Raw genomic sequence first — 21,434 nt, forward strand, 5'->3', positions numbered from 1 at the left:
CCAAGGACATGAGCGACAACATCCTCAAGATTGCAGGCCTGCAGGTCGCCTACGGCGGCATCAAGGCGGTGAAGGGCCTGGACCTGGAAGTGAACAAGGGCGAGCTGGTGACCCTGATCGGCGCCAACGGGGCCGGCAAGACCACCACGCTGAAGGCCATCACCGGCACGCTTCCGCCCTGCAAGGTCGAAGGCGAGATCAGCTACCTCGGCCGGCCCCTGCGCGGTACGCCTGCGTTCCGCATGGTGCAGCAGAAGCTCGCCATGGTGCCGGAAGGGCGGGGCGTGTTCACCCGCATGACGATCCACGAGAACCTCCTGATGGGCGCCTACACGCGCGTTGACGCGGCGGCGATCGCGGCGGATGTCGAGAAGTGGTACGCCGTGTTCCCGCGCCTGAAGGAGCGATCGAACCAGCTGGCCGGCACGCTGTCGGGCGGCGAGCAGCAGATGCTGGCGATGGCGCGCGCGCTGATGTGCCACCCGACCCTGCTGCTGCTAGACGAGCCGTCGATGGGGCTGGCGCCGATCATGGTGGAGAAGATCTTCGAGGTGATCCGCGACGTCTCCAGGCAGGGCATCACCATCCTGCTGGTGGAGCAGAACGCCCGGCTGGCGCTGCAGGCGGCGCACCGGGCTTATGTGATGGAGTCGGGCACGATGACCATGACGGGGAATGCGGCGGACATGCTGAACGATCCGCGGGTACAGGCGGCGTATCTGGGCGAGTAGGGTGGGCGGATTCTCCGCCCACGCGGTGATGAGCATCGGCTCCGAAGACGGGCACGATGATCTTGCTGCTAGCTATCACCGCGTGGGCGTTCGTCATTCCGGGCATTGCCCCGAATAACCCCGCCCACGCCACAAAAGCAAAAAGCCGGAACGTTGCCGTCCCGGCTTTTTCATTTGACGCGTCGCAGCTTAGGCGGCAGCGCTCTGGGTCGCGGCAGCCGCGGTAGCGGTAGCCTTGCGAGCAGTCGCCGAAAACTGGCTCACTGCTGCGTTGACGTTGTTTTCGATGGCTTCGGCAGCCTGCTTGCTGGTCTTGCTGAACTGCTCGTAGCCGGCGTTGGCATTGCTGATCACGTTCTTGACAGCGGCAACAAAGGTTTCCGAACCGGCAGGGGCGTTCTTGCTCACTTCGTCGACCAGGGCGATGACCTTGCGGTTGGTTTCGACGATCTGGGTTTCAGCGGCCTTCGAGAATTCGGCGCCGGTGCCGGTAGCGATGGCGGCCAGCTCGCGGTTGTACGACATGGCCTTTTCAGCGCTCGGCTGGGCCAGCGAGGCGGTCACCGAGAAGAATTCCTGCGGGTCCTTGGCGCCCAGCAGCTGGCGGGCCACGTTCGACGAATTTTCCAGGGTGCTGCGCGCGGTGCTGATGTTCAGGTCGACCAGCTTTTCCATGCCTTCGAAGGTCTTGGCGGTCAGCGACGACATCAGGGCAAACTGCGCTTCCAGGTTGGCTTTGGTGGCGTTCGAGAACTGCTCAGGAATTGCAAACATGTGACTCTCCAAATATTGAATATATACAGTGGATGAAATGCTGCTTGGACTGGTGAGGCAGGTTTTTCTCCGCCGGAGTCCGGCGGAACTCTTTTTTGTGCACCGCAACAGATCGGATTTTCGACCAAGTTCTCGAGCTAGTCAAGCGAATTTGACGCGCTGCACCATAATGTGTGCATAAATTTCTTGAATGCATTGATTGCAAGAAATTTCAAGGACTTGCGTTTGGTCGAACGCAAAAATCGGCACGATCATGGGGTGGCAAGGCAGGGCGCCGCGCCGTGCTAGACTAGGCGCTTGTGTTTTCACCAAGTCTCCTGAAAAGCTGCTGTGCAGCATCCAGTCATGTCGTCCGGATCCCGAACAAGCCCGCATTCTGTCACACCTCCATCCTGGCTGTCGCCCGTTCCGTTGCTGTTCGTGTTTCTGTGGAGCACCGGCTTCATCGTCGCCAAGCTGGGGATGCCCTACGCGCCACCCTTGACCTTCTTGATCCTGCGTTGCCTGGGCGCGCTGGCCGTGCTGCTGCCGATGGTGCTGCTCTGGCGTGCGCCCTGGCCGCGCGGGAAAGTAGCGCATGTCGCGGTAGCCGGACTGCTGCTCCAGGCCGGCTACCTGGGCGGCGTGTGGGCCGCCATCAAGCTCGGCATGCCGGCCGGGCTCACAGCCCTGATCGTCGGGATGCAGCCCATCCTCACCGCAGCCGCCGCACCGCTGATCGGCGAGCGGGTCCGGCCGCGCCAGTGGCTCGGTTTCGCACTGGGCCTGCTTGGGGTGGCGCTGGTGGTCCATGCCAAGCTGCAGCTGGCCGGGCTCACCACGGCCGGCATCGTCCTGTGCGTCTTCGCGCTGCTGTGCATCACGGCCGGCACCATGTACCAGAAGCGCTACTGTCCGGGCTTTGACCTGCGCACCGGTACCGTGATCCAGTTCGGCGCCAGCGTCATTGTGCTGCTGCCGCTGGCCATCGTGCTGGAGGGCCTGGACCTGCGCTTCTCGCGCGTCACCTGGAGCATGGAGTTCGTCGTTGCCTGGTTATGGTCGATCTTCGCGCTGTCGATCGGCGCGATCTTTTTACTGTTCACCCTGATCCGGCGCAGCCGCGCCACGGAAGTCACCAGCCTGCTGTACCTGACACCGCCCACCACCGCCGTCATGGCCTGGCTGCTGTTCGGCGAGTCGTTCAGCCCCCTCGCACTGGCCGGCATGGCGCTTGCCGTGCTCGGCGTCGCATTCGTCGTCAAGCAATCGAACAACAAGGAGACCACATGATGTCCAGCCCCCAGCAGGAAGCCGTCGACGCGGCCATCACCTCGCGCCGCTCGATCCGGGCCTTCCTCGACAAGCCGGTGGAGCGCGCCGACGTCGAGCGCATCCTGGAAGTGGCCGCACGTGCGCCATCCGGCACCAATACGCAGCCGTGGAAGGTCTACGTGCTGGCAGGACAGGCGCGCGAGGCCTTGTGCGACGCCATCCAGGCGGTGAACGCCGACCCGGAACAGGCGCGCCAGCACACCGAGGAATATGCCTACTATCCGCGTGAATGGGTGTCGCCCTACGTGGACCGGCGTCGCAAGGTGGGCTGGGACCTGTACGCGCTGCTGGGGCTCACGCGTGACAACAAGGCCGGCATGGCCGCCCAGCACGCGCGCAATTACCGCTTCTTCGACGCACCCGTGGGCCTGATCTTCACCATCGACCGCATCATGGAGCAGGGCTCCTGGCTCGACTATGGCATGTTCCTGCAGAACATCATGGTCGCCGCGCGCGGTCGTGGCCTCGACACCTGCCCGCAGGCGGCGTTCACACAATATCACCGCGTGATTGCGCAGCAGCTCGGGTTGCCGGAAAATGAAATGGTGGTGTGCGGCATGGCGCTCGGCTGGGCCGACCCGGCGCGGGTCGAAAACTCGCTCGTCACCGAGCGCGAGCCGGTCGCGCAATTCGCACGTTTCATGGAATAAAACCGGCGCCGCCGCGGCGATCGTAAATACTTGATTGGAAAGGATTTGATGGAATTGATGTTGCCGCACGGAACGTAATTTTCGCTTGCGGTAGGGCGTCGTTCCGCTACACTGCATTCCGTACCTCATCAGTTTGCGCCGAAGGGTGTCGAGATGTTCAAACTTGCATTGGCTGCCATCGTTTCGCTGCTGCTTGCGTTCCAGCCTGTCCCGGCGGCAGGTGCGGGGGCGGGAGCGGGGGCGGGCGCCGAGGCCAAGGCCGGCAAGAAGAAGGTCGTCAAAAAAAAGGTGCAGCGCCGCCCTGCGCAGGGCAAGGGACGCAAGGCCGTGCGCGCCAAGCGCAAGGACCTGGCCCAGGTCATCGCTGACGACAACCGCCAGCGCATGGTGCGCCGCGTGGAAATGGTGCGCGGCAAGCGCAAGGTCACTTACCGGCTGGTGCGCCGTGCCGCGCCGAGCGCCGTAGCAAGCATTGACCCGCGCAGCCTGGGCGACGCCGCCGGCCTGCGCCGCACGGCCGACCCGCTGGCGCTGCGCTCGAACGTCGCCTTCGTGCTCGACCAGAACAGTTCGGAAGTCCTGTTCGAAAAAAATGCCAACGTTGCCCTGCCGATCGCCTCGATCACCAAGCTCATGACCGGCCTGGTCGTGGTGCAGGCCAGGCAAGATCTCGACGACGTGCTGCGCATCACCGACGCCGACGTCGACCGCCACAAATATTCCAGTTCGCGCCTGCCGGTAGGCACGCGCATGACGCGCCGCGAACTGCTCCACATTGCCCTGATGAGTTCGGAGAACCGGGCCGCCTCGGCGCTCGGGCGTCACTACCCGGGCGGCATCGACGCCTTCGTGGCCGCCATGAACGCCAAGGCACGTGAACTGGGCATGAAAGACACCCGTTTCGTGGATTCCAGCGGCCTGTCGAGCCGCAACGTGTCGAGCGCCCGCGACCTGGCGCGGCTGGTCGCCACCTCCTACCAGGAACCGCTCTTGCGCGAATTTTCCACCACGCCGAATTCGGTGGTGAAGGCGAGCGGCCGCCCGATGCGCTATGCGAACACGAATTACCTGGTGGCGCTTCCGGACTGGAACATCGGCCTGCAGAAGACCGGCTTCATCAACGAAGCGGGGCGCTGCCTCGTGATGCAGGCGGCCATCCATGGCCGCAACGTGATCATGGTGTTCCTGGATTCGAAAGGGAAGATGTCGCGCACCGCCGATGCCGGCCGCGTGCGCCGCTTCCTGGAAGCGCTGGCGCCCGGCAAGATCGACGTGCTGGCGCCTGGCACCCTGGGGAACACCGATACGCCCATTATCAGTACCGCTACCGCAGCGGCGCCGGCGTTGCACTGATATCGATCCGGAGGGTGGGCGGCTCCACCCGGGAGCAGCACGGCACGCAGCTGGTACGCCGCCCGCGCGTTCGACTCCCCTTTGAGCAGGCAGAACGACTTTTCAAACGCTGGTTGAACGCGTGGGCGGCGGCCTGCTGCCCGTCTGATCGCCCGGGCAGGTAGAGCTGCCCACCCTACAGTGGGAATGGCAGTTTACAGTGCCGGGGCAGCACGGTAGCCCAGGGTCGCCGAAATGCTGGACGCGGTCTGCACCAGGTCTTCCAGCCATTCTTCCTGCAGGCGGTCGGCCGGGGCCGAGATCGAGAGGCCGGCCACCAGCTTGCCGCTGTCGTCATGGATGCCGGCGGCCATGCAGCGCACGCCCAGTTCCAGCTCCTCGTTGTCGCGCGCATAGCCGCGCGCCCGCACCAGGCTCAGTTCGCGCTCGAAGCGGGCCAGGTCGGTGATCGAATTCTTGTTGTGGCCGGCGAGGCCGGTGCGCGTCGCATAGGCGCGAATGGCCTTGGCGTCGTCGATCGACAGGAACAGCTTGCCGGTCGAGGTCAGGTGCAGGGGCGCCCGGCCGCCGATGGCGCGCACCACCTGCATGCCGGAACGTTCCGAATAAGCGCGGTCGATGTAGACGATCTCGTCGCCCTGGCGCACCGACAGGTTCACGGTCTGCTGGGTTTTCTTGTGCAGGGCGCGCATGAAGTCGAGCGCCGCCTCGCGCACCGACAGCCGGCTTTTCACCACGTTGCCCAGTTCCAGCAGGCGCATGCCGAGGCGGTAGGTGCCGGGCTCGACGCGGTCGACGAAACGCGTGACCACCATGTCGTTCAGGATGCGGTGTGCGGTCGAGGGATGCAGGCCGGAGACCTTCGACAGCTCCTTCAGGCTCACCGGATCGGAGTAGGTCGCCAGGGCGTCGAGCAGCGCCATCATGCGCTCGATGACCTGGATCGAGGTCTTGGCAGCTGCGCCCGTGGAGGCCGGTTCGGGTGTTTCCATTTTCATGATGTGGTTGGTGCAGTGCAGTATCACCTACCTTATACCATGATGTGAAACGCAGATGCAAACCGGCGGGCGATGGTGTGCAAGCGGGTAGGGTGGCGTCATAATGACAGTCCTGCATTTAATTCTATTGAGCGATGGAACAACCGATCAGCGAGTTCAAGACCAAGCGCGGCATCGACCGCATCCTGGCGGCCTGCCGTAACACCTGGGACGGCCTGGCCTGGGCCTGGCGCAGCGAAGCGGCCTTCCGGCAGGAAGTCGTGGTGATCGCCCTCGCTTCCGTGGTGGCGCTGCTGCTGCCGATTTCGGGTTTCCAGAAACTGGCGCTGATCGGCGTGCTGATCCTGGTGCTGATCGTCGAGATCGTCAACTCGGCCATCGAAGCGATCGTCGATCGCATCTCGCTCGAACGCCATCCGCTGTCGAAAGTGGCGAAGGATATGGGCAGCGCTGCCGTCGCCCTGAGCCTGCTGCTGGCAGCGGCGACCTGGGCCGTCGTGCTGTACAGCCGCTTTTTCTAGGCGTCGTTGCGGAACAAGCAAATAACAAAGCTGTCGTTTGATAAACTGCGCTGAGCTCGTAGACTAGGCTTTGCTTCGTAGTCCAATCACCATGGAGAATTGACATGACCTTACGCCTCGGCGATACCGCCCCCGATTTCGAGCAGGATTCGAGCATCGGCAAGATCCGCTTCCACGAATGGGCGGGCGATTCCTGGGTGGTGCTGTTCTCGCACCCGGCCGACTTCACCCCCGTCTGCACGACCGAACTCGGGCTGACCGCCAAGCTGAAGCCGGAATTCGACAAGCGCAATGTCAAGGCGATCGCGCTGTCGGTCGATCCGGCTGACCAGCATCGCGCCTGGATCAAGGACATCGAAGAAACCCAGCAGACCGTGGTCGGCTTCCCGATCATCGCCGACGCCGACCGGTCGGTCTCCGAGCTGTACGACATGATCCACCCGGAAGCGTCGGCCACCGCCACCGTGCGCTCGCTGTTCGTGATTGATCCAGCCAAGAAAGTGCGCCTGATCATCACCTATCCGATGAGCACCGGCCGCAACTTCGACGAAGTGCTGCGCGTGATCGACGCCCTGCAACTGACCGACGGCTACACCGTGGCCACCCCGGGCAACTGGAAGGACGGCGACGACGTCATCATCCCGCTGACCGTGCAGGATCCGGCTGTCATCGAGCAGAAGTATCCGAAAGGTTATACCTCGCCGCGTCCTTACCTGCGCCTGACGCCGCAGCCGAACAAGTAAGCGCAGCCGCTTTCCGTAGGATGGACGGCTTCACCGTCCGCGCGTTCAAATACAGTGTGCTCAACACGCGGCGCGTTTTTCACGAACTGTTTGAACGCGCGGTCGGCACAGCCGACCACCCTACAACACCCCTAAGCACATAAGCAAATAAGAAACCTGTTGTTTGCCCGACAGCCGAGTCCCCTTACCCTGAGCACTAACGTAAGGATAAAGGCATGTCGACGACGTACATCTTCGCGGGGTTTGCAGTAGGGCTACTGGTCGGCATGACCGGTGTGGGCGGAGGTTCGCTCATGACGCCGCTGCTCACGCTGCTGTTCGGGGTCTCGCCCTCGGTTGCCGTCGGCACCGATCTTGCCTTCGCCTCGATCACCAAGGGTGTCGGCACCATTACCCACCGCTTCAATCGCACCGTCCACTGGCCCATCGTCGGCCGCCTGTGCCTGGGCGCCTTGCCGGCAGCACTTGCGACAACGCTGGCGCTCAAGTATGTCGGCGGTATCAGCGAGCAAATTGGCCAGCTCATCCGTTATTCGATCGCATTTTCCGTCATGCTGACCGTCGTCGCGCTGCTGTTCCGCGCGCGCATGCTGGCCTGGGTCAATGCCCGGCCCGGGCGCCAGCTGCAGGGCAGGGCGCTTGCGACCGCCACCGTTATCTCGGGCGCCGTGCTGGGCGTGCTCGTCACCGTCTCTTCGATCGGCGCCGGCGCAATCGGCGCCACGCTGCTGGTCATGCTGTATCCGCGCCTGAGCTCGGCCGAGGTCGCCGGCACCGACATCGCCTACGCCGTGCCGCTGACCGCGATTGCCGCCGTCGGCCACTGGTGGCTGGGCTCGATCGACTGGATGCTGCTGCTGACCCTGCTGGTAGGCTCGGTGCCCGGCATTACGCTAGGCTCGATGGCGGCGCGCAAGGTGCCGGAACGCTTCCTGCGCGCCCTGTTGGCGACGACCCTGACCGGCGTCGCGGCCAAGCTGGTTTTCTGAGTTCTTTGCTGGCGCCTAATAGTCGAAAGCGTCTATGCAAATGAGGAAAGCTTCGTTTGTAATATAAGAATCACGTGAGATTATGGTGTCCCGTTAGAAGAATTTGTAATAAGGGATTCCATGACCACGCTCGCACTGCCAGCGCGACGATCTCCCGGCCGCGTCATTCCCGGCTTCGGCATTTCGCTCGGCTTCACGATTTTCTACCTCGCGCTGATCGTCCTCATTCCGCTGTCGGCGGTCTTCCTGAACACCTTCACGATGAGCTGGGAAGCGTTCTGGGCGGCCGTGACCTCGGAGCGCGTGATGGCCTCGTATCGCCTCACGTTCGGCGCATCGCTGCTGGCCGCCTTCATCAACGTCATCTTCGGCGGCATCGTGGCCTGGGTGCTGGTGCGCTACAGTTTCCCCGGCAAGCGCATCATCGACGCCCTGGTCGACCTGCCGTTCGCGCTGCCCACCGCGGTGGCCGGCATCACGCTCACCGCCCTGTACTCGCACAATGGCCTCATCGGCGAGCAATTGGCCAGGTTCGGCATCAAGGTCGCCTTCACCCCGCTGGGCGTGCTGGTGGCGCTGACCTTCATCGGCCTGCCCTTCGTGGTGCGCACGGTGCAGCCGGTGCTGGAAGAAGCCGAGCGCGAACTCGAAGAAGCCGCCGCCAGCCTGGGCGCCTCGCCCCTGCAGACCTTCCGGCGCGTGGTGCTGCCCTCGATCGTGCCGGCGCTGCTGACCGGATTCGCGCTGGCGTTTGCACGCGCCACCGGCGAATACGGCTCGGTGATCTTCATCGCGGGCAACCTGCCGATGGTCTCCGAGATCACGCCGCTGTTCATCATCACCAAACTCGAGCAGTACGACTACGCAGGCGCCACGGCGATCGCGGTGGTCATGCTGGTCATCTCGTTCATCCTGCTGCTGACGATTAATCTGCTGCAGGCATGGACCCGCAAACGGGCAGGGAAAGGGGTACGCAACTGATGAGCGCAGTCCTCGACAACGCCAAGGTGGCGCCGCAGGCCGCCGCGCCGGCGCGCCGCTCGAAGAACAACGTACTCGAGCCGGACTGGGTGCGCTACCTGCTGATCGCAGTTGCGCTGGCTTTCCTGACCCTGTTCCTGTTCGTGCCGCTGGCCGCCGTCTTCTTCGAGGCGCTCAAGAAAGGCTGGGGCGTCTACCTCGAATCGATCACGGATCCGGACGCGGTCTCGGCCATCAAGCTCACGCTCATCGCGGCCGGCATCTCGGTGCCGCTGAACCTGGTGTTCGGCGTGGCCGCCGCCTGGGCCATCGCCAAGTTCGAATTCAGGGGCAAGAGCATCCTGCTGACGCTGATCGACCTGCCGTTCTCGGTGTCGCCCGTGATCGCCGGCCTGATCTACGTGCTGCTGTTCGGCGCCCAGGGCTGGTTCGGCGAATGGCTGGCAGCGCACGACATCAAGATCCTGTTCGCGGTGCCGGGCATCGTGCTGGCGACCATCTTCATCACCTTCCCCTTCGTTGCGCGCGAGCTGATCCCGCTGATGCAGCAGCAGGGCACCGAAGAGGAAGAGGCGGCGCTGGTGCTGGGCGCCTCGGGCTGGTCGACCTTCCGGCGCGTGACCCTGCCAAACATCAAATGGGGCCTGCTGTACGGCGTGATCCTGTGTAACGCCCGCGCCATGGGCGAGTTCGGCGCGGTGTCGGTGGTCTCGGGCCACATCCGCGGCGAGACCAACACCATGCCGCTGCAGGTCGAGATCCTCTACAACGAATACAACTTCACGGCCGCATTCGCGATCGCATCGCTGCTGGCGCTGCTCGCGCTGGTGACGCTGGCGGTGAAGAGCTTTATCGAATGGCGTTTGCATCAAGTCCGCAAGGCCGCCGCCGACGAACGCAACATGGAGCAAGCAGCATGACGATCGAAGTCCAGCACATCCGCAAACAGTTCGGCCAGTTCACCGCGCTCGACGACGTGTCGCTGCAGTTCCCGGACGGCCAGCTGACCGCCTTGCTGGGCCCTTCCGGCTGCGGCAAGACGACCCTGCTGCGCGTGATCGCCGGGCTGGAACATCCCGATTCGGGCGCCGTGCTGCTCGACGGCCAGGACGCATCGAGCCGCCACGTGCGCGAGCGCCAGGTCGGTTTCGTGTTCCAGCACTACGCGCTGTTCAAGCACATGACCGTGTTCGAGAACGTCGCCTTCGGCCTGCGTGTCAAGCCGCGCAAGGAGCGCCCGTCGGAACAGCAGATCCGCGACAAGGTGCGCCAGCTGCTCGAACTCGTGCAGCTCGACTGGATCGCCGACCGCTATCCGCCGCAGCTGTCGGGCGGACAGCGCCAGCGCATCGCCCTGGCGCGCGCGCTGGCAGTGGAGCCGCGCGTGCTGCTGCTCGACGAACCTTTCGGCGCGCTGGACGCCAAGGTGCGCAAGGAACTGCGCCGCTGGCTGCGCCGCCTGCACGACGACCTGCACGTGACCTCGATCTTCGTCACCCACGACCAGGAAGAAGCGCTGGAAGTGGCCGACCAGGTGGTCCTGATGAACAAGGGCCGCGTCGAGCAGCTCGGCGCGCCGGATGAGGTCTACAACAAGCCGGCTTCGCCTTTCGTGTATGGCTTCCTCGGCAACGTCAACCTGTTCCACGGCCGCGTGCACGAAGGCGTGCTGGCCAGCGGCGACGTGCAGTTCCAGGCGCCCGAGCATGCCGGCGTGCGCAATGGCGAAGGCATCGGCTATGTCCGTCCGCACGAGCTCGACGTCGCGCGCTACACGCCCGGCGAGGGTGACCAGGGGGGCGTGGTTGCCAGGCTGCGCCGCGCGCATGCGATCGGCCCGCTGGCCCAGCTCGACCTCGAACGCGCCGACAACCAGCAGCTGATCGAGGCCGTGATCCCGAACGAGCTGTTCGCGCGCCAGGGCTTCAAGGAAGGCGACACCCTGGTGGTCAAGCCGCGCCGCATCGAAGTCTTCGTGGATGCAGGCGAAGGTATATGAACTTCCAGCAGCTGCGTTCCGTACGCGAGGCCGCGCGCCGCGACTTCAACCTGACCGACGTCGCCAATGCGCTGTTCACCTCGCAGCCCGGCGTCTCGCGCCAGATCCGCGAGCTCGAGGAAGAGCTCGGGGTCGTGATCTTCGAGCGCAACGGCAAGCGCCTGACCGGCCTGACGCCGCCGGGCAAGGGCATCCTCAAGATCGTCGAGAAGCTGCTGGTGGAAGCCGAGAACCTGCAGCAGGCCAGCCGCGAGTTCGCGGCCCAGGACAGCGGCACGCTCACGGTCGCCGTGACCCACACCCAGGCGCGCTATGCGCTGCCGCAGGTGGTGCAGTCCTTCCGCAACGCCTTCCCCGGCGTGCGCATCGCCCTCCAGCAGAGCGCGCCGGAACACATCGCGGAATGGGTCCTGTCGGGCAAGGCCGACATCGGCATTGCGACCGAAGGCCTGTCGGCCTTCCCCGACCTGGTGTCCTTCCCGTGCTACCGCTGGAGCCACCTGGTCGTGGCGCCGGAAGGGCACCCGATCTTCGCTTCAAGCCAGCCGCTGCGCCTGGAAGACCTGGCCGAGTACCCGCTCATCACCTACGACGTCGGCTTCACGGGCCGCAGCCACATCGACGCGGCCTTTGCCGAAGCCGGGCTGGCGCCGGACATCGTGCTTACGGCGATGGACTCGGACGTGATCAAGCAGTACGTGTCGCTGGGGATGGGCGTGGGGATCGTGGCCTCGATGGCCTTCGACCATGGCCGCGACAAGGGGATGCGCGCCATCGAAGCCTCGCACCTGTTCGCGCCCAACGTGACGCGTCTCGCGGTACGCAAGGGCGCCTACCTGCGGGCGTATGCGTATCACTTCATCGAGCGCTTTGCGCAGGGCTATACGCGGGCGGATATCGAGAAGGCGCTGCGGGCGGTGGAGTGATTGCCTGCCTTTGATGGACGAGCTGGCCGCGGCGAAGCAAAGCCGCCCTTTGCAAGGGCGATCGTACGGGCGAGCGCACTGGACACCATGCGTTGCAGGCCGAAGCCTACCCTTCACGGGTAAATACACTGGTCGCCGTAGCCGGGAGTAAAGCGCTCTGCCATACTTCGAGACATTGCCTGAATGCATTTCTTTACCTGATTTGCTCGACGGCCCCACCGATGACTTGAGGAAGCATGATGAGCAAAACAGGTTTCATGGCAGCCGTCCTGGTGGCCATTACCCTGCTGACCGGTTGCGGTACGCCGCTCCCCGTGATCGACAAAGCCCGCTTCGTACGTCCCGCATCGGTCGCCATCGTGGAACCACCGCCGATGCGTAACTTGGCCTTGGTCGGGATGCATCCGCTGGATAACTATACCGCGGTTACCTTGCATTTCTCACCGAAGTGGGACCACTACTTCATGGCGCAGCCACGTTCCGGCCTGTCAGATCCGACCATGAAGACAGGCGCGACCGAAGCCGCATTGCAGCAGGTTCTTTATAATCCAGCTGCTCAAAACCTGGCGGCCGGAGGGGCCGGTCTGGCCATGGGGCGTTATTGGATGTCGCCGCAGCCAGCAGTGCGAAACACGCAATGCAGTACGACGAAGACCTGCGCAAGCGGATGCCTCAATATGACCTGCGCCGCGACATCGTTCAGTCACTCGGCTCCGAATTGCGTGGTCGCGGGGTGAAGGTCACTTTCATTCCCAACACCGGCACCACCGGTCCGCGCCTTCGCTGGCCAGCGACAGGACTGGAAGGATTCGCAGAGGTCGGCATTCCAGACGCGCCGCCAGTTGATGCCGACCTGGTGCTTCAGTTGAGCCCGGTAGCTCATTGGGTCGCGTCAAGTGTACTGAACAGTTTTGAGCGAAACGGCAACCTGGGCGTCGTCCTGCATGACGGCCGCACGAAGGCTTTCCTCGGCTCCCAGTCGTTCTATTACCATGCGCCCATCATCCACGACGTGCATGGCTACGGCCGCTACGATGCGCTGGTCGAGGACTCGGCGGGCGCGACCGCTGCGATGCGAACGGCCATGCTGAGCCTGGTGCCAAAGATTGCCGATGCGATCCTGGGGCCGGCCGGCGGTGCACCGGCGCGCTAGCGTATCCGAGACAGGCGCCGCAACTGCCGCGCTGTGCTCTTCACTGTCCGGGATTCGTAAATTTTGCGTGAATCGCATCGATGCCGGCTGTGACCTCGGCTGACAGCACCAGCTCCGCCGCATCGATGTTCTCCTTCAGTTGCGTGAGACTGGTCGCGCCGATAATGGTCGAGCCCACGAACCAGCGCGAATAGCACCACGCCAACGCCATCTGCGAAGGCGGCATGCCATGGGCGCGCGCCAGCGCCGCATACTCCGCCGTGGCTGCCAGCACGGCAGGGCGTACATAGCGCGGACTCCAGTTCTTCGGAAAGACCGTCAAGCGACCGCGCGCGTTCGGATCATCCAGGTATTTCGCCGTGAGCTGCCCGAAGGCAAGCGGGCTGTAGGCCAGCAGGCTGACGCCTTCGCGATAGCAGGCCTCGTCCATCAGGCTGGTCTCGAAAGCGCGCGCCGTCAGGTTGTACAGGTTCTGCACGGTAGCGATGCGCGGCAGCCCGCGCATCTCCGCCTGCTTGACGTACTCGCACACGCCCCAGGCGCTCTCGTTCGACACGCCGATGTGGCGGATGGTCCCGGCCCGCACCAGTTCGGCCAGCGCCCCGAGGGTTTCCTCGATCGGCACCGCCGCCCGCTCGGCCTCGGGCCTGAAACTGTTGGCGCCGAAGATCGGCAAATTGCGGCTCGGCCAGTGGATCTGGTACAGGTCGATGTAGTCTGTCTGCAGGCGGCGCAGGCTGTCCTCGACGGCAGTGCGAATATTGGCGGCGTCGAGGTTGTGACCCGCACCGCGGATCCACGGCATGGTCTTGTTCGGACCGGCGATCTTGGTTGCCAGCACGATGTCGGCGCGCCGGCCGGATTTCTTCAGCCAGCTGCCGATGTAGCGCTCGGTCGCGCCCTGGGTAGCGGGGCGCGCCATCACCGGGTACATCTCGGCGGTATCGATGAAGTTGATGCCGCGCTCGAGCGCATAGTCGAGCTGGCTGTGCGCCTCAAGCTCGGTGTTCTGCTCGCCGAATGTCATGCTGCCGAGGCAGGCCTTCGACACCATCAGGTCGGTTTGCCCGAGCTGCCTGCGTTCCATGTCGCTCAGCGGCGCAGCGCGGCGGCAGCGTCGCGCACCAGCGCCGGGCCGGCATAGATGAATCCCGTGTAGAGCTGCACCAGCTGCGCGCCGGCCTCGATCTTGGCGCGCGCATCCTCGCCGCGCATGATGCCGCCCACGCCGATGATCGGCAGCGCGTCGCCCAGCTCGGCCTTGAGCAGGCGGATCACCGTGTTCGACAGCGCGAACACCGGCGCGCCCGACAGGCCGCCGGCTTCCTCGCCGTGCTGCATGCCCTGCACGGCTGTGCGGCTGAGCGTCGTGTTGGTGGCGATCACGCCGTCGATCTTGTGGCGCAGCAGGGCGCCAGCGATGTTGCGCACCTGGTCGCCGTCGATGTCCGGCGCGATCTTCAGCGTCACCGGCACGTAGCGCTTGTGCTGGTCGGCCAGGCGCAGCTGTTCCGCCTTGAGCTGCCCCAACAAACCGTCGAGCTCGGATTCGCCCTGCAGCTGGCGCAGGTTCTTGGTGTTCGGCGACGAGATGTTCACCGTCACATAGCTCGCATACTGGTAGACCTTGCGCAGGCAGTGCAGGTAGTCGTCGGCCGCGCGTTCGATCGGGGTGTCGGCGTTCTTGCCGATGTTCAGGCCGAGCACGCCTTTTTCCTGGTAGAAGCGGGAGGCCTGGACATTGGCCACGAAGGCATCCACGCCGCCGTTGTTGAAGCCCATGCGGTTGATGATGCCTTGCGCCTGGGGCAGCCGGAAGATGCGCGGCTTGGGGTTGCCGCCCTGGGGACGCGGCGTCACGGTGCCGATCTCGATCGAGCCGAAGCCGAGCGCGGCCAGGCCGTCGATGTAGGCACCATCCTTGTCGAGGCCGGCGGCCAGGCCGACCGGGTTCGGGAAGCGGATGCCCATGACCGTGCGCGGATCCGGGGCCGGCCGGCTGGCCAGCCCGGTCAAGCCGAGCGCGGCGGCGCGGCGCAGCAGCGGCAGGGCAAGGTTGTGGGCGCGCTCGGCGTCGAGCGAGAACAGCAGGGGGCGGGCGAGGGAGTACAGGAGCTTGTCGGACATGGGGGACTCGTTAGGGTGACTCCCGCCATTTTACCGTGCTTGACAGCAGCGATCCGGTCAAGCCTCCAGCACGCTCCAGACTCCCTTGATGCGCGCTTCCAGCGGGCGGAAGTTGATCTTGTAGGCCATCTTCGGACTTTGCGCGATCCAGTAGCCCAGATAGACATACTGCAGGCCCAGCTCGCGCGCCTGGTTCACCTGCCACATCACGTTGTAGGTGCCGAACGAGGCGCCCTCCACATCCGGGTCGAAGAAGGTGTAGACCGAGGACAGACCGTCGGACAGCACGTCGATGATCGACACCATGCGCAAGGTGCCGTCCGGCTCGCGGAACTCGACGAGGCGGGTGTTGACGCGGCTTTGCAGCAGGAACTGGGCGTACTGGTCGCGGCTGTCCTGGTCCATGCCGCCGCCGACGTGGCGGGTGGTCTGGTAGCGCAGGTAGAGCGCGTAATGCTCGTCCGAGAAAGCGAGGTTGGCGACCATCGCGACCAGCTTGCCGTGGCGCTTCCAGGCGCGGCGCTGGGTGCGGCCGGGCGTAAAATCCGCGCACTTCACCCGCACCGGGATGCAGGCCTGGCAGCCGTCGCAATAGGGCCGGTACGTGAAGATGCCGCTGCGGCGGAAGCCATTGCGCACCAGCTCGGAGTACACGTCGGCATTGATCAGGTGCGAAGGCGTCGCCACCTGGGAACGCGCCTGGCGCGCATCGAGGTAGCTGCAGGGATAGGGCGCCGTCGTGTAGAACTGCAGGGTTGCGAAGGGCAGGTCATTTAAGTGCGTCATGCAAAACTCTCGAGACGACGTGATGCACCTATTTTAGCGAAAACAGGACCGCGCCACTGTTAGCCAATCAACGGAGTCAAGTAACGGGAGCGACCGGTTCCCACCTGCCGATGGCCGGCTCGCGGATGGCGCCGCGCAGGTGCGCCAGGAAGGCGCTGCGCGACATCGGCGCCGCCCCCAGCGAGGCCAGGTGGCCGGTCTCCTGCTGGCAGTCGATCAGCCCCACGCCCTGGCTGCGCAGGAAGGCGACCAGGTAGGCCAGCGCGACCTTGGACGCGTCCGACACGCGCGCGAACATCGATTCGCCGTAGAACATGCGGCCGATGCAGACGCCATAGGCGCCACCCACCAGTTCGCCGTCGAGCCAGACCTCGGACGAGTGGGCATGGCCCATCGCGTGCAGGCCGGTGTAGCCGCCGATGATGTCGTCGGAAATCCAGGTGCCCGGCCCGTCCTTGCGCGGCGCGGCGCAGGCCCGCATCACGTCTTCGAAGGCGCTGTCGAAGCGGACCTGCCAGGGACCGCCTTCGATCCTGCTGCGTTCGACACGGCGCAGGGTTTTCTTGAGGCTGTCGCTGATCCTGAAATGCTCGGGGCGCAGCACCATGCGCGGATCGGTGCTCCACCACAGGATGGGCTGGCCTTCGGAGAACCAGGGAAAGATGCCGTTCTGGTAGGCCAGCAGCAGGCGCTGGGGCGACAGGTCGGCGCCGGCCGCCAGCAGGCCGGGCGCATCCACCGTCAATGCCTCGGACACGTCGGGAAACGGCGAGGTCGGCTCGAGCCAGGGGATCATGGCGGCTGAGGATCAGTCGGGTTCGTGGGGAGCCAGCATCGGGCGGTCGATGTCCCGGCTGTGGAAACCGAAGCTGCCGCCCTCGCGCACTTTGACGCGGTCGGCAAAGAAGAGTTCCAGCGTGGTGCGCACGGTCGGGAAGGCCAGATCGTCCCAGGGAATCTCGTCCTGCGTGTACAGCGCCACCTCGAGGCTTTCCTCGCCCGGCGCGAAGTCCAGGCTGCGCAGGCGCGCCAGGTAGAACAGGTGGACCTGGTGGACGTGGGCCACGTTGAGCAGGGTGAACAGTTTGCCGAGCTCGACATCGGCGCCGGCTTCTTCCTCGGTTTCGCGCACGGCAGCCTGTTCCGTGGTCTCCGCGTTTTCCATGAAGCCGGCCGGCAGCGTCCAGTAGCCGTAGCGCGGCTCGATCGCACGCTTGCACAGCAGCACTTGCAGCTTGCCATCCTGTTCCCATACGGGAATCGAACCGATGACCAGCTTGGGATTCTGGTAGTGGATGGTATGGCAGTGCGGGCAGACGTAGCGCGGCCGGTTGTCGCCTTCGGGAATCGCCAGGGCGACCGGATGGGCGCACTCGGAACAGAATTTCATAGGTCAGCAGCAGGTTGAGATTGTGCTTACTTTACACTGATTTGCCTGCCTTATGCCGTGGCCGGCGCGGGCTGGACGAGGCAAGGCCAAGGCATGAGCTTCCGCAATCGCTCATCCGGCGCGGATTGGATTTGCCTAACAGACCGTTTCGGCGTATAATTCATTTCATCAGACGCGGGGTGGAGCAGTCTGGCAGCTCGTCGGGCTCATAACCCGAAGGTCACAGGTTCAAATCCTGTCCCCGCAACCAGAATTCGGAGCCGTTGATTCGCAAGGATCAACGGCTTTTTCGTTTTCTATTCCCCGCTGGGCTTTACACGACACAGCTCAAACCGGATGCATCCGCCTGGAATGATGCCGAGCCAGCCTTGTCCAACAAGCGAAACGGCCGGCCGCCGCAGCTTGCGCCGGCCTGCGAACCGACGGGGCAGACATGATCAACGTAGACGACATCAACGACGCCTGGGGCTGGGTCGGATTGACCGCTGTCGAGGTCCTTGGCGCCAACGCATTCGGCAACCTCATCATCCGCGACGACGAAGGACGCTACTGGCGGCTGCGCCCGCAAGACCTGTGCTGCGAGCCCGTCGCCGACAGCCGGGCCGCGCTCGACGCGCTCGCCTACAACCAGGATTTCCTGAACGACTGGTACATGCCGGAAGTCGTGCGCCTGGCGGAATCCACGCTCGGCCCGCTGCCCGAGGGACGCAAGTATTGCCTCAAGATCCCGAGCGCGCTCGGCGGCCACTACGGGCGCGACAACCTCGCCACGGTGCCCCTGCCGGAACTGATCCGTTTCTCGGGCGAGGGCGCGCAGCAGTTCGACGACCTGCCGCGCTGGAACTGAGCCGGCGCCATGCGGCGGCTCATGGCTTGTCCTCGCTGAGGCTTGCCCACAGGTAGGCCGCCGCCATCGTGCGGTGCGGCGCATAGCGCTCCAGCAAGCGCTGCGCCGCCGGGATGCCTGGCCGCGCCTCGCCGCCGAGCAGGCGATGCAGGGCGGTGCGTATCGCCACGTCGCCCTCCAGCGAACAGTCCGGGTAGCCATAGCCGCGCAGCAAGGCATAGTTGACGGTCCAGGGGCCGATGCCCTTGATCGCCAGCAGTTCTTCCACGGCCTCGGCAACCGGACGCTCGCGGTCCAGCGCGAGCTTGCCCTCGCTCACCAAGCTGGCCAGGCGCAGCAGGGTCTCGGCTTTTGCACGCGAAAACTTGCGGGAAGTCAGGTCCTCCAGCGCGAGCCGCGCGACATCCCGCGCTTCCGGATAACACCACAGGTCGCTTGAATGCGCGCATCCGGCGAGCTGGATGAAGCTTCGGCGCAGCGAGATGGCGAAGGGCAGGTTGATCTGCTGGCCGATGATGGCCCAGGTCAGCGCTTCGAACACCGTCGCCGACTGGACGATGCGCAGGCCGGGCCGGCGTGCCACGACCGGGCCCAGTATCGGATCGTCGCGCACGAAGGCGGCAAAGGCGGCGGGGTCGATGCGCAGGCCGAGGATGTTGAGCAGGGCCTCGCGCGCCTGGGCCAGGCGCGCCGGCGTGACTTCGCCGTCCACATCGACCAGGCAGCAGGCGGAGCCGGGTTCGAAGGCGACTTCCAGCAGCACCGGAGCGCCGCCCAGCAGCACGCCCTTGCGCAGGCGCTGCGCCGTCGCCTGTTCGGCCAGGCCTTCGGTATCGCGGCCGTGGAAGGCGAGGATGTCGTCCAGGCGGTAGCCGGGCGGCAGGTCAAGGCTGAAATGGACTGCCATCGCAGATGGAATCCGTTATTTGGCCTGCGCGGCCCGGCCGCGCAGGAAGGACGGCACGAAGCCCGTGACCAGCGCGGTGCCGACCAGCACGATGGCTGATCCAAGCAGCGTATGCCAGCCGATCACTTCATGCAGGAACAGCGCGCCCCACAGGATGCCGAACATCGGGTTGAGAAAAGTCACCGTGAGCGCCGAGGTCGGGCCCACTTCCTCGATCAGCTTGAAATAGAGGATATAGGCGATGCCACTGCAGACCACGCCCAGCGCCAGCACCGCGGCCATGATGCCCGGCGTGGCTTCGCCGGGCGAGGGGAAGAAGGGCAGGGCCGGGATCACGCACAGGGTGGCGGCCCACATCGAGCCGTGCGCGTTGGCGAAGGGTGCCACCGCCCTGGCCGACTTGGCGTACTGGCTGGCGATGCTGTAGCAGAAGGCCGCCGCCAGCGCCGCGGCGATGGCAAGCCTGGCGCCGGGACGCTCCGACACGTGGTCGAAGCCGACCAGCAGGCCTACGCCGACCGTGCCCAGCACCAGCCCAAGCGCGGCGCGGCCCGATACGGCCTGGCGCGCCCAGACCGCACCCACCAGGGCGCCGAACATGGGTGCGGTGGCGTTCAGCACAGACAGCATCGAGGCCGACAGCGTGCGGGCAGCGAAGGCGAACAGCAGGAAGGGCAGGGCCGAGTTGAAAAAGCCCAGCATCAGGAAGTGCTTCCAGTTGCGGCGCAGGTCGAGCGGCGCCGCCTTGCCGCGCCTTGCCATTACCCAGGCGACGGCAAGCAGGAACAGGGCGGCGAACAGCACCCGGTATTCGATCAGGACGGCCGGTCCGAGCACCGGCGCGGCGATGCGCATGAAGAGAAAGGAGCCGCCCCAGATGGCGGCCAGCGCCACGAGGCGCAGCATGTTCACGGTATTCATCGGGAGAGCGCGAGAAAAAGAAAAGCCATGGTGGCGGCAGGGGCGGCTTGGCGCCAGCCGGTTCTTGCGCCCGAATTCACGCGCCGGCCCCGCCCGCGGCGGCGCAGGCCGCCGTGCCGGCAGGCTGCAGCGCGGCAGCGGCTGTCGCGTGGGGCACCAGCAGCGCCGGCGGCACGCCGTTCTTCACGGCCGTCATCTCGGCCATGATCGAGATCGCGATCTCGCTCGGAGTCTTGCTGCCGATGTAGATGCCGACCGGGCCGTGCAGGCGCGCCAGCTGGGCGTCGTCGAGGTCGAACAGCTTGAGGCGCTCGCGCCGCCGCTCGTTGTTCAGGCGCGAGCCGATCGCGCCCACGTAGAATGCGTCGGACTTCAGGGCTTCCATCAGCGCCAGGTCGTCCAGCTTCGGATCGTGGGTGAGGGCGACCACCGCGCAGCGGGCATCCAGGCGCGCTTCGATCACCAGGTCGTCCGGCATCACATGGACCAGCTCCACACCCGCCAGGTTCCAGCCGCTGCGGTATTCCTCGCGCGGGTCGCACACCGTGACGCGGTAGTCCATGCCGCTCGCCACCTGGGCCAGGAAGCGAGACAGCGGGCCGGCGCCGATGATGAACAGGCGCCAGCGGGGGCCGTGGATGGTGGCGAGCACGCCCTCCTCGAGGCGCTGGACGGCGCCGGCCGCGGCGCGCGCCAGGGTGACGGCGCCGGAGGCCAGGTCCACGCGGCGCTCCACCAGTTCACCCTCCTGCAGGCGCGCCAGCAGTTCGCCGACGCGGCTGTCCTGCGACAGCGGTTCGATGGCCAGCTCGATGGTGCCGCCGCAGGGCAGGCCGAAGCGGTGCGCCTCGTCGGCGCTGATGCCGTAGCTGAGGATCTCGGGGCGCGCCAGTTCGATGCCGTTCGCGCGCACCCGGTCGATCAGGTCGTCCTCGATGCAGCCGCCGGACACCGAGCCGACCACGCGGCCGTCCTCGCAGATGCCGAGGGTGGCGCCGACCGGGCGCGGGCTCGAGCCCCAGGTCTTGATGACGGTCACCAGCTGGCAGCGGTGGCCTGCGGCGAGCCAGGCCTCGCAGGTCTTCAGTACGTCGAGGTCGATGCTGTCCATGGTGCCGGCGGCGTGGTGGTCGGAATAGGCAATGATACAAGCAACGCGGCAGGCTTGCCGGACGGTGGTTGGTAGGGTGGTCGGCTATGCCGACCGCGCGTCCAACTATCGGATGCGCAGCCACCATGCATGCAGGAGTTGAACGCGCGGTCGGCAAGCCGACCACCCTACAGAGAATACGCAGGCCGCGATATAAACGCGGACGCACCAGGG

25 protein-coding genes and 1 tRNA gene are annotated in these 21,434 nt (G+C 65.3%); 15 read left to right on the forward strand and 11 right to left on the reverse strand.

The features are described 5' to 3' along the window. The first annotated feature begins 8 nt into the window (after positions 1-8). The gene (locus AC56KL_RS15380; RefSeq protein WP_497181032.1) at positions 9-731 is read left to right on the forward strand and encodes an ABC transporter ATP-binding protein; all 723 of its coding nucleotides are present in this window, start codon (positions 9-11) and stop codon (positions 729-731) included. Positions 732-920: 189 nt separating this feature from the next. Here the strand turns inward: AC56KL_RS15380 and AC56KL_RS15385 are convergent, their stop codons facing one another. After that, a complete protein-coding gene (locus AC56KL_RS15385; protein ID WP_497181033.1) occupies positions 921-1,505 on the reverse strand; it encodes a phasin family protein in 585 nt (194 codons plus the stop codon). Between the two features lie 141 nt (positions 1,506-1,646). Next, complete coding sequence (locus AC56KL_RS15390; RefSeq protein ID WP_497181034.1) at positions 1,647-1,814, reverse strand: hypothetical protein; 168 nt, start codon at positions 1,812-1,814, stop codon at positions 1,647-1,649. 36 nt (positions 1,815-1,850) lie between these two features. Here AC56KL_RS15390 and AC56KL_RS15395 point away from each other — a divergent pair, with 36 nt between their 5' ends. The 3 genes from AC56KL_RS15395 (at position 1,851) to AC56KL_RS15405 (ending at position 4,822) form a co-directional block, all read left to right on the forward strand. After that, positions 1,851-2,777: a DMT family transporter gene (locus AC56KL_RS15395; RefSeq protein WP_497181035.1), complete on the forward strand. Its 927-nt coding sequence runs from the start codon at positions 1,851-1,853 to the stop codon at positions 2,775-2,777. Further along, positions 2,774-3,469 (forward strand): nitroreductase, encoded by a 696-nt coding sequence (locus AC56KL_RS15400; RefSeq protein ID WP_497181036.1) that lies wholly within the window; start codon positions 2,774-2,776, stop codon positions 3,467-3,469. The genes AC56KL_RS15395 and AC56KL_RS15400 overlap by 4 nt, the downstream gene beginning before the upstream one ends. A 153-nt stretch (positions 3,470-3,622) precedes the next feature. After that, the gene (locus tag AC56KL_RS15405; RefSeq protein ID WP_497181037.1) at positions 3,623-4,822 is read left to right on the forward strand and encodes a serine hydrolase; all 1,200 of its coding nucleotides are present in this window, start codon (positions 3,623-3,625) and stop codon (positions 4,820-4,822) included. 194 nt (positions 4,823-5,016) lie between these two features. Here the strand turns inward: AC56KL_RS15405 and AC56KL_RS15410 are convergent, their stop codons facing one another. Beyond that, complete coding sequence (locus AC56KL_RS15410; RefSeq protein ID WP_497181038.1) at positions 5,017-5,820, reverse strand: IclR family transcriptional regulator; 804 nt, start codon at positions 5,818-5,820, stop codon at positions 5,017-5,019. A 134-nt stretch (positions 5,821-5,954) separates the two neighbouring features. On the opposite strand from AC56KL_RS15410, the gene AC56KL_RS15415 reads away from it, so the two are divergent. From AC56KL_RS15415 to AC56KL_RS15455, 9 genes are all read left to right on the forward strand, one after another. Beyond that, entirely contained in the window at positions 5,955-6,341 is a 387-nt protein-coding gene (locus tag AC56KL_RS15415; protein WP_497181039.1) for a diacylglycerol kinase, read from the forward strand. Positions 6,342-6,445: 104 nt separating this feature from the next. Continuing rightward, a complete protein-coding gene (locus AC56KL_RS15420) occupies positions 6,446-7,084 on the forward strand; it encodes a peroxiredoxin (RefSeq protein ID WP_497181040.1) in 639 nt (212 codons plus the stop codon). 215 nt (positions 7,085-7,299) lie between these two features. Further along, entirely contained in the window at positions 7,300-8,073 is a 774-nt protein-coding gene (locus tag AC56KL_RS15425; protein WP_497181041.1) for a sulfite exporter TauE/SafE family protein, read from the forward strand. 120 nt (positions 8,074-8,193) lie between these two features. Next, the gene (gene cysT, locus AC56KL_RS15430; protein ID WP_497181042.1) at positions 8,194-9,054 is read left to right on the forward strand and encodes a sulfate ABC transporter permease subunit CysT; all 861 of its coding nucleotides are present in this window, start codon (positions 8,194-8,196) and stop codon (positions 9,052-9,054) included. Beyond that, entirely contained in the window at positions 9,054-9,974 is a 921-nt protein-coding gene (gene cysW / locus AC56KL_RS15435) for a sulfate ABC transporter permease subunit CysW (RefSeq protein WP_497181043.1), read from the forward strand. Before cysT ends, cysW begins: the two co-directional genes overlap by 1 nt. Further along, complete coding sequence (locus tag AC56KL_RS15440) at positions 9,971-11,053, forward strand: sulfate/molybdate ABC transporter ATP-binding protein (protein WP_497181044.1); 1,083 nt, start codon at positions 9,971-9,973, stop codon at positions 11,051-11,053. The genes cysW and AC56KL_RS15440 overlap by 4 nt, the downstream gene beginning before the upstream one ends. After that, a complete protein-coding gene (locus tag AC56KL_RS15445; RefSeq protein ID WP_497181045.1) occupies positions 11,050-11,979 on the forward strand; it encodes a CysB family HTH-type transcriptional regulator in 930 nt (309 codons plus the stop codon). Before AC56KL_RS15440 ends, AC56KL_RS15445 begins: the two co-directional genes overlap by 4 nt. Positions 11,980-12,215: 236 nt before the next feature. Next, the gene (locus AC56KL_RS15450) at positions 12,216-12,716 is read left to right on the forward strand and encodes a hypothetical protein (RefSeq protein WP_497181046.1); all 501 of its coding nucleotides are present in this window, start codon (positions 12,216-12,218) and stop codon (positions 12,714-12,716) included. Next, positions 12,617-13,132, forward strand: coding sequence for a hypothetical protein (locus AC56KL_RS15455; protein WP_497181047.1), 516 nt, complete (start codon positions 12,617-12,619; stop codon positions 13,130-13,132). The genes AC56KL_RS15450 and AC56KL_RS15455 overlap by 100 nt, the downstream gene beginning before the upstream one ends. Before the next feature lie 40 nt (positions 13,133-13,172). Here the strand turns inward: AC56KL_RS15455 and AC56KL_RS15460 are convergent, their stop codons facing one another. The 5 genes from AC56KL_RS15460 to AC56KL_RS15480 all read right to left on the reverse strand — a co-directional run bounded on the left by AC56KL_RS15460 (position 13,173) and on the right by AC56KL_RS15480 (position 17,435). Continuing rightward, positions 13,173-14,219, reverse strand: a complete 1,047-nt coding sequence (locus AC56KL_RS15460) for an aldo/keto reductase (protein ID WP_497181048.1) — start codon at positions 14,217-14,219, stop codon at positions 13,173-13,175. A gap of 5 nt (positions 14,220-14,224) precedes the next feature. After that, positions 14,225-15,259 carry a quinone-dependent dihydroorotate dehydrogenase gene (locus tag AC56KL_RS15465; protein WP_497181049.1) on the reverse strand — a complete coding sequence of 345 codons (1,035 nt, stop codon included), beginning with the start codon at positions 15,257-15,259 and terminating at the stop codon, positions 14,225-14,227. A gap of 57 nt (positions 15,260-15,316) precedes the next feature. Continuing rightward, entirely contained in the window at positions 15,317-16,045 is a 729-nt protein-coding gene (locus AC56KL_RS15470; protein ID WP_497181050.1) for an arginyltransferase, read from the reverse strand. A gap of 76 nt (positions 16,046-16,121) precedes the next feature. Next, positions 16,122-16,841, reverse strand: coding sequence for a leucyl/phenylalanyl-tRNA--protein transferase (gene aat / locus AC56KL_RS15475; RefSeq protein WP_497181051.1), 720 nt, complete (start codon positions 16,839-16,841; stop codon positions 16,122-16,124). Positions 16,842-16,853: 12 nt separating this feature from the next. Further along, positions 16,854-17,435: an NUDIX hydrolase gene (locus AC56KL_RS15480; RefSeq protein WP_497181052.1), complete on the reverse strand. Its 582-nt coding sequence runs from the start codon at positions 17,433-17,435 to the stop codon at positions 16,854-16,856. A 173-nt stretch (positions 17,436-17,608) separates the two neighbouring features. Here AC56KL_RS15480 and AC56KL_RS15485 point away from each other — a divergent pair. Both AC56KL_RS15485 and AC56KL_RS15490 read left to right on the forward strand, forming a co-directional pair. Continuing rightward, positions 17,609-17,685 (forward strand) — tRNA-Met (locus AC56KL_RS15485). Positions 17,686-17,868: 183 nt separating this feature from the next. Next, the gene (locus AC56KL_RS15490) at positions 17,869-18,282 is read left to right on the forward strand and encodes a T6SS immunity protein Tdi1 domain-containing protein (RefSeq protein ID WP_497181053.1); all 414 of its coding nucleotides are present in this window, start codon (positions 17,869-17,871) and stop codon (positions 18,280-18,282) included. Between the two features lie 19 nt (positions 18,283-18,301). On the opposite strand, the gene AC56KL_RS15495 is transcribed toward AC56KL_RS15490, so the two are convergent. The 3 genes from AC56KL_RS15495 to AC56KL_RS15505 all read right to left on the reverse strand — a co-directional run bounded on the left by AC56KL_RS15495 (position 18,302) and on the right by AC56KL_RS15505 (position 21,221). Next, positions 18,302-19,189 (reverse strand): DNA-3-methyladenine glycosylase family protein, encoded by an 888-nt coding sequence (locus AC56KL_RS15495; RefSeq protein ID WP_497181054.1) that lies wholly within the window; start codon positions 19,187-19,189, stop codon positions 18,302-18,304. 15 nt (positions 19,190-19,204) lie between these two features. Beyond that, positions 19,205-20,110: a DMT family transporter gene (locus tag AC56KL_RS15500; RefSeq protein ID WP_497181055.1), complete on the reverse strand. Its 906-nt coding sequence runs from the start codon at positions 20,108-20,110 to the stop codon at positions 19,205-19,207. A 76-nt stretch (positions 20,111-20,186) separates the two neighbouring features. Beyond that, a complete protein-coding gene (locus AC56KL_RS15505) occupies positions 20,187-21,221 on the reverse strand; it encodes an XdhC family protein (protein ID WP_497181056.1) in 1,035 nt (344 codons plus the stop codon). Between the last annotated feature and the right edge of the window lie 213 nt (positions 21,222-21,434).

This window comes from Telluria sp. ZB4P34 (assembly GCF_059686055.1).

Coding starts and splice junctions, on each gene's coding strand:
- AC56KL_RS15405 (WP_497181037.1), top strand. CDS start 3,623: ATGTTCAAACTTGCATTGGCTGCCATCGTTTCGCTGCTGCTTGCGTTC.
- AC56KL_RS15420 (WP_497181040.1), top strand. CDS start 6,446: ATGACCTTACGCCTCGGCGATACCGCCCCCGATTTCGAGCAGGATTCG.
- cysT (WP_497181042.1), top strand. CDS start 8,194: ATGACCACGCTCGCACTGCCAGCGCGACGATCTCCCGGCCGCGTCATT.
- AC56KL_RS15500 (WP_497181055.1), bottom strand. CDS start 20,110: ATGAATACCGTGAACATGCTGCGCCTCGTGGCGCTGGCCGCCATCTGG.
- AC56KL_RS15400 (WP_497181036.1), top strand. CDS start 2,774: ATGATGTCCAGCCCCCAGCAGGAAGCCGTCGACGCGGCCATCACCTCG.
- AC56KL_RS15380 (WP_497181032.1), top strand. CDS start 9: ATGAGCGACAACATCCTCAAGATTGCAGGCCTGCAGGTCGCCTACGGC.
- AC56KL_RS15455 (WP_497181047.1), top strand. CDS start 12,617: ATGCAGTACGACGAAGACCTGCGCAAGCGGATGCCTCAATATGACCTG.
- AC56KL_RS15490 (WP_497181053.1), top strand. CDS start 17,869: ATGATCAACGTAGACGACATCAACGACGCCTGGGGCTGGGTCGGATTG.
- AC56KL_RS15495 (WP_497181054.1), bottom strand. CDS start 19,189: ATGGCAGTCCATTTCAGCCTTGACCTGCCGCCCGGCTACCGCCTGGAC.
- AC56KL_RS15425 (WP_497181041.1), top strand. CDS start 7,300: ATGTCGACGACGTACATCTTCGCGGGGTTTGCAGTAGGGCTACTGGTC.
- AC56KL_RS15445 (WP_497181045.1), top strand. CDS start 11,050: ATGAACTTCCAGCAGCTGCGTTCCGTACGCGAGGCCGCGCGCCGCGAC.
- aat (WP_497181051.1), bottom strand. CDS start 16,841: ATGATCCCCTGGCTCGAGCCGACCTCGCCGTTTCCCGACGTGTCCGAG.
- AC56KL_RS15395 (WP_497181035.1), top strand. CDS start 1,851: ATGTCGTCCGGATCCCGAACAAGCCCGCATTCTGTCACACCTCCATCC.
- AC56KL_RS15385 (WP_497181033.1), bottom strand. CDS start 1,505: ATGTTTGCAATTCCTGAGCAGTTCTCGAACGCCACCAAAGCCAACCTG.
- AC56KL_RS15465 (WP_497181049.1), bottom strand. CDS start 15,259: ATGTCCGACAAGCTCCTGTACTCCCTCGCCCGCCCCCTGCTGTTCTCG.
- AC56KL_RS15470 (WP_497181050.1), bottom strand. CDS start 16,045: ATGACGCACTTAAATGACCTGCCCTTCGCAACCCTGCAGTTCTACACG.
- AC56KL_RS15450 (WP_497181046.1), top strand. CDS start 12,216: ATGATGAGCAAAACAGGTTTCATGGCAGCCGTCCTGGTGGCCATTACC.
- cysW (WP_497181043.1), top strand. CDS start 9,054: ATGAGCGCAGTCCTCGACAACGCCAAGGTGGCGCCGCAGGCCGCCGCG.
- AC56KL_RS15410 (WP_497181038.1), bottom strand. CDS start 5,820: ATGAAAATGGAAACACCCGAACCGGCCTCCACGGGCGCAGCTGCCAAG.
- AC56KL_RS15460 (WP_497181048.1), bottom strand. CDS start 14,219: ATGGAACGCAGGCAGCTCGGGCAAACCGACCTGATGGTGTCGAAGGCC.
- AC56KL_RS15505 (WP_497181056.1), bottom strand. CDS start 21,221: ATGGACAGCATCGACCTCGACGTACTGAAGACCTGCGAGGCCTGGCTC.
- AC56KL_RS15440 (WP_497181044.1), top strand. CDS start 9,971: ATGACGATCGAAGTCCAGCACATCCGCAAACAGTTCGGCCAGTTCACC.
- AC56KL_RS15480 (WP_497181052.1), bottom strand. CDS start 17,435: ATGAAATTCTGTTCCGAGTGCGCCCATCCGGTCGCCCTGGCGATTCCC.
- AC56KL_RS15415 (WP_497181039.1), top strand. CDS start 5,955: ATGGAACAACCGATCAGCGAGTTCAAGACCAAGCGCGGCATCGACCGC.